The organism is Salegentibacter mishustinae, assembly GCF_002900095.1.
Lineage (GTDB): Bacteria > Bacteroidota > Bacteroidia > Flavobacteriales > Flavobacteriaceae > Salegentibacter > Salegentibacter mishustinae.
The window spans coordinates 1769216-1784014 of sequence record NZ_LLKN01000002.1; the positions used below are offsets into that span (position 1 = coordinate 1769216).

A 14799-nucleotide genomic window follows, 5' to 3' on the forward strand; every position below is an offset into this window, starting at 1 on the left:
GCTATGGAAAATCAGGTGAAAATTCATTTCCTGGGGGCGGCTGGTACAGTAACCGGCTCTAAATTCCTTTTGGAAACATCGGAATTAAATATTTTAATAGACTGCGGACTTTTCCAGGGAATTAAAAGTTTACGTGAACTCAACTGGAAAGATTTCCCTTTTGATCCCAAAAAGATAGACCTTATATTGTTAACCCACGGTCACCTGGACCATACCGGATATTTGCCACGCTTAGTAAAACAAGGTTATAAAAATCCAATTTTAGGCACACCTCCAAGCTTGGGAATTGCTGAGGTGATATTAAACGATAGTGCGAAAATCCAGGAAGAAGATGCGGAAAGAGCTAACAAAGAAGAATACAGCAAACACGAACCCGCTTTACCTTTATATACTACAAAGGATGCCGAAAGAGCAATTGGTTTATTCCAAAGCATAAACCTGGATGAATGGTATCAAATTTCAGAAAATATAAAATATAGTTATCAGGCCAATGGTCATATCCTTGGATCGGCATTTATTGAACTGGATATTTTTAATAAACGTTTTGTTTTTTCAGGAGATATTGGGAGAAAAAAAGACTTACTTTTGGAACCGCCAAAGAAACCAGAAAAAGCCGATTATTTATTTTTGGAAAGCACCTACGGTGACAGGCTTCATCCAGAAGATGACTCAGATGAAATATTTACTGAAGCTATAAAAGACACTATTAGAAATAATGGAAACCTAATTATTCCAAGTTTCGCTGTAGAACGTTTGCAGGGCATTATGTACAGGCTATATTTATTAATGAAATCAAACAGGATTCCCGAAATCACTATTTATATAGATAGCCCAATGGGAAACAAAGTGCTGGGCTTGTTTGAAAGATTTAGCAAATGGCACAAAGTAGATGCTGCTGAATTTCGAAAAATGCTTTCTTATTTTAATATTATCACTTCATACCGCGACACCTGGAAAACCATAGATGAAAAACGGACCAAGGTAGTAATTGCCGGAAGCGGTATGGTTACTGGCGGTAGGGTACTCACCTATTTACGCTATTTAATAGATAAGCCCGAAACTACTGTTTTATTAGCAGGCTACCAGGCCGAAGGTACACGAGGAAGGCAGTTGGAAAATGGAGCCGCCGAAATAAAGATCTTCGGAAAGTATTGCCCTGTAAAAGCAAAGGTTTTAAAAATCGATAGTCTCTCTGCTCATGCAGATCAGCAAGAATTATTAGACTGGCTTTCAGAAATTAAAAATGTTCCGGAAAAGGTGTTCTTAATTCATGGCGAGCCTACAGCCTTAGATTCTCTAAGGGTCAAAATTAAAGATTTTTATAATGTTGAGGTGAATGTTCCGCAACTTCATGATATTGTAAGTTTAAAGCTTTAAACTCCCGGATCTTACAGCGAAAACCTTTTCGTTCAATTTTGCGCATATCTTGCTGCAATAATGGCAGGAATATGTCAGTTATTCTCTAGAATCAATCTAAATTATTGCTTATAGTTTTTTCTTATTTCTCTTTATATATAAGGCTGAATTTCTTCATTTTAAGAAAAAAATAATACTCTTGATTAATTTAAGTATTTCAAAAGATAAAATTGAAATTGCGCATAGCTATCTTAATCATAGGACTTAACTCGTTTTTTCCAATACTTATATTCCAGATCCTGAAATTGATTTTTAGATTAGTTTAACCTTATATTTTATTAGTTCCGACAAAATTAATTTAATTTAATCCTGGCTTTTGGCCGGCAAAGCTGGTTTGGCAGGAAACATTGTATGGTCTTTGTTCTTTACAGCCCGGATTTGATTATTCAAAAGCCGAAAAAGAATTAATTAACCAAAAAATATAGAATGAAAGTATTAGTTATTGGAGCAGGAAATATGGGACTAACTTACGCTGAAGGCATGGCGAAGTCTAGTCTGCTTAATCATCGAAACCTTATGATTTTCGATAAATCTGCCGAGGTTATTACCACCCTTAGTAAGATAGATCATTTTGACGTATATGATGATATAGAAGAATGTCTTCCAAAAGCAGACATCGTATTTATTGCTGTAAAACCATATCACTGTGATTCTTTATTCGAAGAGATTAGACATCTGGTAAACGATCAGCAAATTTTTGTATCGTTAATGGCTGGAGTAACAATAGATAAAATTCAGGAAGGCCTGGACGTTAAAAAAGTTGTTCGTTCAATGCCAAATCTCCCAGCTCAGGTAGGAAAAGGAGTTACTTCTTTTACAGAAGCTGAAGAAGTTTCCAGGGTAGAACTTTTAATGGTAAGAAATTTACTGGACACTACAGGAGCTTCTATTCATGTACAGACTGAGAATTTTATAGATGCCTCTACAGGAATTTCAGGAAGTGGACCGGCTTATGTATTCTACTTTATGAATTCCATGTTGGAAGCAGCTTTAAAAATGGGCTTCTCTAAAAACGACTCTAAAGTATTGGTTAGCCAAACGTTTGAAGGTGCTGTAAAACTTTTCAATGAATCAGACCTTTCACCGAGTACCTGGATGGAGCGTGTTGCTTCTAAAGGAGGTACAACTCGAGCAGCTTTAGACTCTATGGACGATAATAATGTGGAAGAACTTATTAAAGATGCTGCGTATGCTGCCTTTGATAGAGCCGTAGAATTAGGTAAAGAGTAATTTCAGTTTAAAAAAGAAGTTTAAATATAACTTTATAAAATGGAAAAAAAGAGAATTGTAGTTAAAGTCGGAACCAATGTAATGACCAATAAAGATAACAGGATCTTAGGCCCGGTGCTTAAGCATCTTGTTGAACAAATAGCTACACTATATGAAGAAGATGTAATGGTGGTTCTTGTATCTTCAGGATCAGCCATTGCCGGTAAGGAAGTTCTTGGTGATGTGAATATTGAAGATGCTTCCAAGAGAAGACAGGTATTCTCCGCCGTAGGCCAACCTCGTATGATGCGCCATTACTATAGTATTTTTCACGATTATGGAATGCGTTGCGCACAGGTGCTAGCTACCAAGAGAGACTTTAGTCCTGGAATTCACCGTGAGAATATGATTAACTGTTACGAATCTCTACTATCTGAAGGGATAATCCCAATTGCTAATGAAGATGATGCCGTTTCAGTTACCATGTCTATGTTCTCTGATAATGATGAACTTGCCAGCCTTGTAGCTGAATTAATCAAAGCTGATGCCCTTATTATTTTGAGTGATACCGACGGTTTATATACTGGTCACCCGGAAGATGATGAATCAGAAAAATTAAACAAAGTTACGGTTGATGAGAACGTTGAAAAATATGTTCAGGAATCTGGAAAAGGAGAAGGTGAAGGCCGTGGTGGTATGGAGTCTAAAATAAAGATTGCCAAAGGCACCGCAGCAAAAAATATTACCACTTACATCGCTAATGGTAAACGTAAAAATGTGATTTTAGATATCGTAGCTGGTAAACCGGTTGGAACTAAATTCACGGCTTAAACTAAATTAGAAATTCCTACATTTTTTGAGTGTTTAGGTTTTCTAAAGCTCATTTTATGAGCAAAAAATTGAAGTTTAATCAAACTAAAATATAATCAAGTAATGAAATTATTAGATTCTAAAACTAAAAATAACGTACTGCAATCCATGATTAATATTCTGGATAAAAGACGTGAAGAAATAGTAGCCGCAAACAAAAAAGACCTTGACGCTTTTGGTGAAGGAGATCAGGCTATGTACGATAGATTGGTAGTAAATAATGCCAAAGTAGACGATATGATTCGCTCTGTAAAAGAGGTAATGGATCAGGAAGATCCTGTTGGCCAGGTTATAGAGCATAGAAAATTAGATACCGGGCTGGATATCACTAATAAAACTGCACCTTTTGGAACCATCATGATTATTTATGAGTCTCGTCCCGATGTTACCATTGAGGCTGCGGTTCTTGCTTTTAAAGCAAATAATAAGATTTATTTAAAAGGTGGTAAAGAAGCAAATAATTCTAATAAAATTCTTGAAGAATGCTGGCACGAAGCGCTTAAGGAAAATAACTTAGAAAAAGACTGGATCGAGCTGTTACAAATGAACAGAACCGAAACACAGGATTTCCTTAAAAATCCACCGCAACATATTGACCTGGTAGTACCAAGAGGTGGAGAGAAACTTATCGCCTTTGTTAAGGAACATTCAACAGGTGCTGTCTTAGTAAGTGGCCGTGGAAATAACTTCCTATATGTTTCTAAAAACGCCGACTTTGACACTGCTAAAAAAGTAATGTTGAATGCCAAGACAGATAAGATTTCTGGATGTAATGCTTTAGACAAAGTATTAATCGATAAAGATCTTCCAGATTTTGAAAAAAGAGTAAAAGAGCTTTACGATATGTTTACTCAGAATAAAGTACATATTCAGGTAGATGATGATATTGCTAAAATATTACCTAACGAAGAAAAAATACCTTCAGAAGATACATGGTATGAAGAATTTTTGGCCATGAGAATTGTTCTGGGTGCTATTGATGGTAATGACGCTGCAATTGAAAAGATTAATAAATACTCAGGTGGGCACTCTGCAGTAATTGTCACTACAGATAAAAAAGAAGCTGCTACCTTTATGGAACAGGTAGATAGTGCTGCTGTATACCATAACGCCTCTACCCGTTTTACCGATGGTGGCCAAATGGGTGTTGGAGCAGAGCTCGCTATTAGTACAGATAAACTTCACCACCGTGGGCCACTTGGTTTAAAACAATTGGTTACCAATAAATATTATGTATTAGGTGAAGGCCACATTAGAGAGTAATCTATTCTTTATTTGAAAAACAAAAACCGCTGATGATCTCAGCGGTTTTTTTATGTTTTATATTGATCTATAGTGCAAATTCAATAATACGCTTTTTTATCCTTTAGCTAATTTTAGTTCACAAATTTTATAAAATTCTCATTTTTTCTTTACCAAAATGTAACTTTTAAGTGTTTTGGGAGTCCTATAAAAAAGAAACGTTTATACATGAAAAAAGCAATTTATACGCTGGCGCTCGTTGGCGCACTTTACAGCTGTAAAACTACACAAACCCAAAAAGAAGAACAACCGGTAATTGCAAGCATAGACCTTGTAAATGTTGAAGAAGACAAAGTTTCGGTAAGTATTGATCCCGATAGATTCACCACAGAAAATACCACTTTTTATATTCCTAAAACCGTTCCCGGCACCTACTCTACCGATAATTACGGAAAATTTATCGAAAATTTTAAAGCGATAGATTATGATGGAAATGAACTGGAATTCGAGAAAATTGATGATAATTCCTGGTCCATTCCTAATGCTAAGAACTTAGATAAAGTGAGTTACCAGGTTAATGACACTTATGATAATGACGGAGAAGAAGGAGTTTTTTCACCATCAGGAACAAATATTGAAGCCGGCGAAAATTTTATGCTTAATCTTCACGGTTTTGTAGGTTACTTTGAAAACGAGAAAGAAGAGGCATACCGCTTACTGGTTAAAAGACCTCATTCGCTTATTCCCGGAACCGCACTGAGTAAAACTGTATCGGCTTCAACCAGTATGGAATTCAAAGAAGACATCTATTCTTTAGACAGATATTTTGAAGTTATTGATAATCCAATTATGTACGCCAAACCCGACACCACCAGTTTTATGGTAGAAGGTATGGAAGTACTTATTAACGTATACTCGCCAAACGAAAAATACACTTCAGAAAGTATTAAACCGGGAATTGAAGAGATGATTAGTGCTCAAAAGAGATTCCTGGGTGAGGTAGATAATACAGGGAAATATGCGATCCTGTTATATCTTTCAGACAGCGAGAAACAGGATGCCCGCGGTTTTGGAGCTTTAGAGCACCACACTTCTACCGTTGTAGTACTTCCGGAAGCTATGCAGCCTGAGCAATTACAAAAAACGATGACCGATGTAGTTTCTCATGAATTCTTCCACATTTTAACTCCGTTAAATGTTCATTCAAAAGAAGTTCATTATTTCGACTATAATGATCCTAAAATGTCTCAGCATTTATGGATGTATGAAGGAGTAACCGAATATTTCGCAAATCTTTTTCAAATTAACCAGGAGCTTATAGAAAAGCAGGATTTTTACGATAGGATTTCAGGTAAAATAAAAAGTTCGCAGCAGTTTGACGATACTATGCCATTTACAGAAATGAGCAAAAATATCCTGGAAGAACCTTATAAAGATAGTTACTATAATGTGTACCAAAAAGGAGCTCTAATTGGGATGGCCCTGGATATTCGCTTAAGAGAATTAAGCGATGGCCAAATTGGAATTCTAGACCTTATGAAAGCCCTAAGCGATAAGTACGGAATGGATAAACCCTTTAATGATGAAGAATTATTTGATGATATAGTCGCTTTAACCTATCCTGAAATAAGAACATTCCTGGAAACTTATGTGAGTGGTTCTACTCCTATTCCCTACGATGGATTTTTCGCAAAAGTAGGGCTGAAAGAAGCTGAAACCAAGGTTAACACCGGCTATTTTATAAAAGGACAAACTCCTTATATAGATGGTGATCCAGCCAGTAAAGAATTGTTCTTTAGAGAAAACATCGAATTTAATTCTTTTCTTGAAAAACTTGGTGTAGAAGGCGGTGATGTAATTAAGTCTGTAAATGAGGAAGAATATAATGTTCAGAACGTTTACAATTTAATTATGAAAGCTGAATCTTGGGAAGAAGGAGAAGAAGTAAGTTTTGTAGTAATGCGAGATGGTGAAGAGCTAGAACTTACTGCTACTACAGCCCAACCTACTGATACAGAAACTACACTTACAGAAAAAGACCTGCCTGAAAGCAGTGAAGAAGTTAAACTTAGAAATGCTTGGTTAAAAGGTTAATAGATTTTAATTTAAGTATTTTGGAGCGGCGGGGAATTCCCGCCGCTTTTTTATTTCCATAATCGGGTTATATCCTTTAAATTAGGACGGCCAACCAACTTGAAAATTCATTTATGGAAATTCCTATCTTACAGGATATTGTTATTATTCTGGGACTCTCAATATTGATCATTCTTTTATTTCAAAAGATAAAAGTGCCTTCAATCCTGGGATTTCTTTTGGCAGGAATAATTGCAGGGCCCCATGCCTTTAACCTCATTAGCTCTTCCCACGAAGTAGAATTACTTTCTGAGATTGGTATTATTTTTCTCCTATTTGTCATAGGAATAGAGCTTTCAGTAAAAGAGCTTATCTCTATGAAGAACACCGTTTTAATTGGCGGCGGACTTCAAGTTGGAGGTACTATTCTTTTTACTGCAATAATTGCATATCTTCTTGGATTACCATTAAACTCAGCTATTTTCCTTGGGTTTCTTTTTTCACTAAGTAGTACGGCAATAGTTTTAAAGCTCATACAGGAACGGGGCGAAATTACCGCACCACACGGCAGGGTTGCATTAGGCATTCTTATTTTCCAGGATATAATTGTGGTTCCTATGATGCTACTCACCCCTATTCTGGCCGGAGATGGCGGTGATATTGTCTCCACTGTACTTTTTCTTATCCTAAAAATTATAGGTGTAGGCGCCGTAATCTATTTACTGGCAAGGTATATTGTACCTCGCATTTTTAGTATGGTAGTAAAAACAAAGAGTAAAGAACTTTTTATTCTCACCACCGTTGTTTTCTGTTTCGCGATTGCCTGGCTTACATCCTCGGTTGGATTGTCTTTGGCGCTGGGAGCCTTTTTCGCAGGACTCATTATTTCGGAATCTGAATATAGCCACCAGGCGACCGTAAATGTATTGCCGTTTCGCGAGATCTTTATCAGTTTCTTCTTCATATCGGTAGGTACACTTCTGAATTTAGAGTTTTTTATCCAAAACATTTTAGTGATCCTGGCCCTGGTTATTGGAGTTGTGCTGTTAAAAATGCTAGTAGTAGGCGCAACAGTACTCTTACTTAAATACCCTCCAAGAACTATATTTCTAAGTTTATTTAGCTTATTTCAGGTAGGTGAATTTTCCTTATTACTTTCGGGAGTGGGATTAGATAATAATATTATTCCAGATAGTATTTATCAGTATTTCCTGGCTATTTCTATTATCACTATGGGCCTTACTCCTTTCCTTATTGCAGCAGCTCCAAAAATCACCTATTCTATTTTAAAATCCAGAATTCCTGCTTCGGTAAGGCATAGGTTGGAGAGTTTTAATAAACAAAAATCTACTGAAGAAAACAGTAATGAACCCAAAAAACTGGAAGATCATCTAATTATTATCGGCTACGGAATTAATGGGGAAAATATTGCTAAAGCTGCCCGAAACGCTGAAATTCCATATGTAATTGTAGATACCGATCCGGTTACTTTTAGGAAAGCTAAAAATAATAACGAACCGGTTATTTTTGGTGATGCTACAAACTCACTTATTTTAAAACATCTACACGTTCAGGAAGCAAGGGTTGTAGTAATTGCGATTTCAGATCCCGGTGCTACAAAGAAGATTATCAGTAATGTTCGCTTATATACCAAAACAGCTTTTATAATTGTGAGAACCCGTTATGTACGTGAGATTGAAGAAAATATTAAGCTGGGAGCTGACGAAGTGATTCCTGAAGAATTTGAAACCTCTATAGAAATATTTAACCGGGTTCTAAAAAAATACCTGGTTCCCTATAATGAAATAATGGATTTTACAGCCAGTATACGTTCTTCAGATTACGAAATGCTAACTTCAGTAAAAGGCAGGCCGCACAAACCCTCGCTGCAACATTTACACATTCCAAACCGGGAAATCGTGACTTTAAGTGTTCAACAAAATAACAGGGATATTGTGGGTAAAAGTATTCAGAATTCTGGCATTGGTAAAAACTTTAGGGTTACCGTATTAGCTATAAAAAGAGATACCCAGTATATTACCGAAATTCTCCCCGGAACAAAAATTAAACAGGGAGATTTATTATATATTTTTGGTAATCCGGTAAATATCAATAGGCTGAACGAAGAGCTCTCTTACTAGAATCAATAAGGTTTAATAATCACAAATCCAGAAGAAATTAGAAGTTTTAAAACCTAAGAACCTAATTTCTACAAAATGCTTTCTTAAATAATAGCAAAAAATAGCGATGTGGTTAAACACATATTGTTGTTATAATTTTAATTGGATATCTTTAAAAATTAGATAACCTAACAACCAATAATTTTATGTCTGTACTGCCCGATCATCTTCTGCGATACCAGAAATTTATAGGCTTTATGCTAAAATACTGGAACAGCGATCTGTTTGCAAATACTGCTTCTAAAGTAATGGATGGGGATTCAGATGAAACCCAAAATACTTACGATCAAACTCCGGAAGAGCTGGTAGAAGATCTAAAAAATATGGGGCCTACTTACATAAAAATGGGTCAATTGCTTTCTACCCGGCCAGATCTTTTACCTGATGCCTATTTAAAAGCTCTGGCTACGTTGCAGGATGATGTTCCTGCTATTCCCTACGAGCAGGTTCATCATATTGTTGAGGAAGAGATAGGAACCAGAATTTCAAAAGCCTTTGAAAGTTTTGATGAAAAACCTTTGGCAAGTGCTTCTATTGGGCAGGTACATAAAGCTACCTTAAGATCGGGCCAACCCGTGGCGGTAAAGATTCAGAGACCTGGAATTAAAAAGCAGTTTCTTTCAGACTTAGACACTTTAAAAGAGCTTGCCGAGATGGCTGTTAAACACAGCGTTACCGCTCAAAAATATGCTTTCGATGATGTTTTAGTTGAATTAAGAAGAATTCTATTACAGGAATTAGATTACCATAGAGAAGCACAAAACCTAATTAGCCTCGGTGAAAATTTAAAAGAGTTTAAAGACCTAATTGTGCCGCAGCCAATCCTCGATTATTCTTCGGGTAAGGTGCTTACCATGGAATATATTGAAGGTCGCAAAATTACTTCTATTTCACCACTGAAACAAATTGAAGTAGACTATTCACCTTTAGTAGACCAGTTATTAAATGCTTATTTACAGCAGGTAATTAATGATGGCTTTGTACATGCCGATCCGCATCCTGGGAATATTCAGTTTACAAAAGACGATAAAATTGCGCTTATAGACCTTGGCATGGTGGCCCGCTTTAGCCCGGCAATCAAACAATATATTTTAGAGCTTTTACTGGCTATAAGTAAAAATAATGGCGAAGAAACTGCTCGGGTATTGCTAAGTATGAGCGAGATTAAAGAAGACGCTAATCTAAAATACTTTAAAAAAACTATTAGTGATATTATTATGGATAGTGAGCATAGCAGGGCTAAAGACTTGCAAACCGGCCGCTTACTAATTCAATTAAACCGACTCGCTGCTGACAATGGAATCCACATTCCGGTTGAAGTAAATATACTTGGAAAAATTCTTCTAAATATGGATCAAATTATCGCTGTTTTAGATCCAGATTTTGATCTTCGGGATGCTATTAAAAGACATTCTCATAAAATTATGCGCGATAAAATGTATGAAGAACTAAAGCCCGAAAACTTCTTCTCTTCTGTACTGGCATCAAAGAAATTCATAGAATATTTACCCGATCGGTTAAATACCATTTCAAAAAATCTTTCTGAAAATGAATTTGAAATTAAAATTAATGCTTTTGACGAAAAACGCGTGACCGATGGATTTCAAAAAGTAGCTAACCGCATTACCTTAGGTTTAATAATAGCCGCAATGATTATAGGCGCCTCCATGTTAATGCAAGTACCTTCAGATTTCACGATTCTAGGCTATCCCGGGCTCGCCATGATATTTTTTCTTCTGGCTGCAATTGGGGGCATTATTCTTAGTTATATCATTATTTTTAGGGACGATAATCTGAATAATAAAGATTAAGCCGTTTGGGTAATTGTGCATTTCAGTGTATTTTTCGGTTCTAAAAACTTAGACCACATGAAGAATATTTTTACCTCTCTATTTTTACTTGTTTTTATAACAACGGCCTGGAGCCAAAAAGTTGAAATTCCTGTAGACACTACGGTAACTACAAAGCATTCGGTTACTATTAATTCAAAAAATATAGATTATACCGCTACCACGGGAATGCAGCCGCTTTGGAATAACGATGGCGAACCTATAGCAAGCCTTTTTTATACCTATTACAAAAGAAGTAATATAAAAAATACCGAAAACCGCCCTTTGGTTATTTCATTTAATGGCGGTCCAGGTTCGGCTTCGGTTTGGATGCATATTGCTTATACAGGGCCAAGAGTTTTAAAAATTGACGATGAAGGTTTCCCGATTCAACCCTACGGAATTAAAGAAAACCCACATTCTATTTTAGATGTTGCTGATATTGTTTATGTAAACCCTGTAAATACAGGTTTTTCGCGCCCTATTCCTGATGAAGAAGGGGAAGTAGATAAAGAAAAATTCTTTGGCGTAGATGCCGATGTAAAATATTTAGCCGAATGGTTAAACACGTTTGTAAGCCGAAATAATAGGTGGTTAACTCCAAAATATCTTATTGGTGAAAGCTACGGAACCACTCGTATTTCGGGATTGGCTTTGGAGCTTCAAAACAGCCAGTGGATGTATCTTAACGGAGTGATCCTGGTTTCTCCAACCGAATTGGGAATTGAGCGTGATGGCCCGGTAGGAATTGCAAACAGACTACCCTATTTTGCTGCTGCCGCCTGGTATCACGATGCTTTACCTGCCGAGCTTCAAAATAAAGAATTAGAAGACTTACTGGAAGAAGTAGAAAATTACACTATTAATGAGCTAACACCGGTACTTGTAAAAGGAGGTTTTACCGAAACTTCTAAAAAAGAAGCTGCAGCCAAAAAAATGGCCTATTATTCTGGAATTTCTAAGGAAGTAATTCTACAAAATAATCTGGATGTTGACTATCGCTATTTCTGGAAAGAATTAAAAAGAAAAGATGGTGTTACCGTGGGCAGACTTGACTCCAGGTATTTAGGAATAGATGCTAAAGAAGCCGGAGATTCGCCAGATTACAATGCTGAATTAACTTCCTGGTTACATTCGTTTACACCGGCAATAAATCACTATTTACGCAACGACCTTAATTTTGAAACCGATCTTAAGTATTTTATGTTTGGTCCCGTACATCCCTGGGATCGCAGTGGGAATAACACCGGTGAAAACCTGAGACAGGCAATGGCCCAAAACCCAAATCTGGATGTGTTGATTCAATCTGGATATTTTGACGGTGCTACAACTTATTTCAATGCAAAATATACCATGTGGCAGTTAGACCAAAGTGGTAAATTAAAAGATCGCTTAAGCTTTAAAGGATATGAAAGCGGACATATGATGTATTTAAGAGCCGAAGATCTTAAAAATGCTAATGAAGATATTCGGGAGTTTATAGAAAATAGTCTTCCTGAAGATGGCGCTCCTGCTAAATATTAATTTTTAAATGATTGGGAAGGTTTTTAAGATAACGTCACCCTGAACTCGTTTGAGGGTCTAATTTGAGATAATCTTAGATTCTGAAATAAATTCAGAATGACGAAATTTAGATAATCTTCCCAATCATTTTCCTTCTTAATTACCGCATCAAAAAATCCTTCAATTCAGCATAATCTGAAATTTCGAAGGATTTTTTTTCCTTATTCATCACTTCTTTAATTGAATCCGGAATTTCTACCTTCTCTCCTATCACTTCTTCTACAGTTTCCAGGAATTTTACCGGATGCGCAGTTTCTAAAAACGTCCCATAATATTCAGGGTTTTCAGCTAAAAAGTCCTGGAGTCCTAAATACCCAACTGCACCGTGAGGATCCATGACATAATTATACTTTTGCTTTACCTCTTTTATAGCATTTCGAGTTTCGTCATCTGAATAACTAAAGGAAGAAAGTTGCTGTGACAGCGAATTAAATTCATTATCAAACAATTCCAGAATCCTAACAAAATTACTTGGAGTTCCAACATCCATAGCGTTAGAGATAGTTTGTACGCTTTGTTTTGGAGCATATTCCTTCGACTTTAAATAACGTGTCACCACATTATTTTCGTTATTTGATGCAATAAAATGATCAATAGGCAATCCCATTTGCTTTGCCAGCATCCCAGCACAAATATTCCCAAAGTTTCCACTAGGCACCGAAAAGGCCAGTTTTGCCTTCTTTTCAGCTAATTGTTTGTAAGCGAAGAAATAGTAGAACATTTGCGGTAACCATCTCGCTACATTTATAGAATTTGCAGAGGTTAATTGCCGTTTCGCACTTATTTCTGAATCAGAAAATGCTTTTTTAACCATATCTTGGCAATCATCAAAATTACCATTTACTTCAAGCGCTGTGATATTTTGACCTAAGGTAGTAAGTTGTTTTTCCTGAATTTCACTAACTTTTCCTTTTGGATATAAGATTACCACATCTATCCCTTCAACTCCTAGAAACCCGTTTGCAACTGCACCACCGGTGTCCCCGGAAGTAGCCACCAATACGGTAATTTTACCTAGATTTCCCTTTTTCACAAAATGCCCAAGGCATCCCGCCATAAATCCGGCGCCCACATCTTTGAATGCTAAAGTTGGGCCATGGAAAAGTTCCAGTGTCCCGATGTTTTCTGAAATGGGCACTACCGGAAATTCAAAATTCAGTGTTTTTTTTAGAATTTCTTGCAGGCTATTTTTTTCAATTTCGTCACCTACGAAAGCTTTTATGGCTTCATAAGCGATTTCTTCTTTTGAATATTTATCCAGGTTTTGAAAAAAATCCGGGGAGAGCTTCGGAATGTCTTCAGGAAAGTAGAGCGCTTTTCCCGGAGCCAAACCACGAACTACCGCATCTTCAAAAGAAACTTTATGGTTTTTATCGTTTAAACTTCTGTATTTCATTTGTTCAAAATTTATCCCCAGTTTGAGGAATTAGATTCGGGCCTTGAATAACATCCTGTGGTTTGCCATTTTTGCATCCAGCATCATGCTGGTTTCATTAGTTGATTATTTTTATTCCTTCAGAATTGATTTTCGATAAATGAAGATCGAAATCTATATTTTTATCCTGATAAAACTCCTGGAATTCGGATTTCACCTTTTCAGCTACACCATCGCCTTTGCATAAAGCAAAAACCGAAGGTCCCGAACCGGAAATACCAAAACCCAATGCTCCATTTGCTGAAGCTAAGGCTTTTAAATCGTCGAAATAAGGAATCAAAATAGAGCGCACAGGTTCTATAATTTCATCTTTTAAACTTCTACCTAAAAGATTATAATCCTGGGTATAAAGTGCACTTACCAGGGCTGCAAGGTTTCCCCACTGACTAATGGCTTTTTTTAATTCCACATTCTGCTTAATAATAGATCGGGAATCTTTTGTTTTTAGCTCAATTAACGGATGTAATATCAACATTCGTAATTCGGGCAAACTTGGTAAACTTAGTATTTCCAAAGGTTCGTAACTCTTTACGAGACTAAAACCACCCAACAAGGCCGGTGCTACATTATCGGCGTGAGCATTCCCGCTGGCAAGGCGTTCTCCTTCCATTGCAAATTTTATCAACTCGTTTGTGGTAAAAGGTTCCCCAAGTAATTTATTAATACCGAATACAGCTCCAGTCGCACTGGCTGCACTACTGCCAATGCCACTTCCGGCTTTTATATTCTTCTTTATTTCTATATCAAAGCCCTGCTTTTCATCCAATTCAGCTAATAAAGCTTCTGCCGAAACACCGGCTACATTTGCATTGACCTCTAAAGGCAAATTCTGACCGATAATTTTGGTAATTCTTAATTTTTGTTTTGAATTCTTAGAAATAATCATCTCATCTCCAACTCCATCTAAACAACAACCAAGAACATCAAAGCCGCAAGAAAGGTTGGCTACGGTTGCCGGAGCAAAAAGTTTTATTCTATCCAT

Annotated in this window: 10 protein-coding genes; 8 read left to right on the top strand and 2 right to left on the bottom strand. The window is 36.6% G+C overall.

Going from position 1 to position 14799, the window contains the following annotated elements:
- Positions 1-3: 3 nt before the first annotated feature.
- The 8 genes from APB85_RS10965 to APB85_RS11000 all read left to right on the top strand — a co-directional run bounded on the left by APB85_RS10965 (position 4) and on the right by APB85_RS11000 (position 12343).
- Positions 4-1377 (top strand): MBL fold metallo-hydrolase RNA specificity domain-containing protein, encoded by a 1374-nt coding sequence (locus APB85_RS10965; RefSeq protein ID WP_057481680.1) that lies wholly within the window; start codon positions 4-6, stop codon positions 1375-1377.
- Positions 1378-1842: 465 nt separating this feature from the next.
- On the top strand, positions 1843-2646 hold the full coding sequence (gene proC / locus APB85_RS10970; protein WP_057481679.1) for a pyrroline-5-carboxylate reductase: 804 nt from the start codon (positions 1843-1845) through the stop codon (positions 2644-2646).
- Between the two features lie 39 nt (positions 2647-2685).
- Positions 2686-3456 (top strand): glutamate 5-kinase, encoded by a 771-nt coding sequence (proB, locus tag APB85_RS10975; RefSeq protein WP_057481678.1) that lies wholly within the window; start codon positions 2686-2688, stop codon positions 3454-3456.
- A gap of 102 nt (positions 3457-3558) precedes the next feature.
- Positions 3559-4758 carry a glutamate-5-semialdehyde dehydrogenase gene (locus APB85_RS10980; protein WP_057481677.1) on the top strand — a complete coding sequence of 400 codons (1200 nt, stop codon included), beginning with the start codon at positions 3559-3561 and terminating at the stop codon, positions 4756-4758.
- A 207-nt stretch (positions 4759-4965) separates the two neighbouring features.
- Positions 4966-6831, top strand: a complete 1866-nt coding sequence (locus tag APB85_RS10985) for a M61 family metallopeptidase (protein ID WP_057481676.1) — start codon at positions 4966-4968, stop codon at positions 6829-6831.
- Positions 6832-6944: 113 nt separating this feature from the next.
- On the top strand, positions 6945-8951 hold the full coding sequence (locus tag APB85_RS10990; RefSeq protein ID WP_057481675.1) for a cation:proton antiporter: 2007 nt from the start codon (positions 6945-6947) through the stop codon (positions 8949-8951).
- Positions 8952-9136: 185 nt separating this feature from the next.
- Entirely contained in the window at positions 9137-10801 is a 1665-nt protein-coding gene (locus APB85_RS10995; RefSeq protein ID WP_057481674.1) for an ABC1 kinase family protein, read from the top strand.
- 57 nt (positions 10802-10858) lie between these two features.
- The gene (locus APB85_RS11000) at positions 10859-12343 is read left to right on the top strand and encodes a S10 family peptidase (RefSeq protein ID WP_057481673.1); all 1485 of its coding nucleotides are present in this window, start codon (positions 10859-10861) and stop codon (positions 12341-12343) included.
- Between the two features lie 139 nt (positions 12344-12482).
- Here the strand turns inward: APB85_RS11000 and thrC are convergent, their stop codons facing one another.
- Positions 12483-13778, bottom strand: coding sequence for a threonine synthase (gene thrC, locus APB85_RS11005; RefSeq protein ID WP_057481672.1), 1296 nt, complete (start codon positions 13776-13778; stop codon positions 12483-12485).
- 97 nt (positions 13779-13875) lie between these two features.
- A complete protein-coding gene (locus APB85_RS11010) occupies positions 13876-14799 on the bottom strand; it encodes a homoserine kinase (protein ID WP_057481671.1) in 924 nt (307 codons plus the stop codon).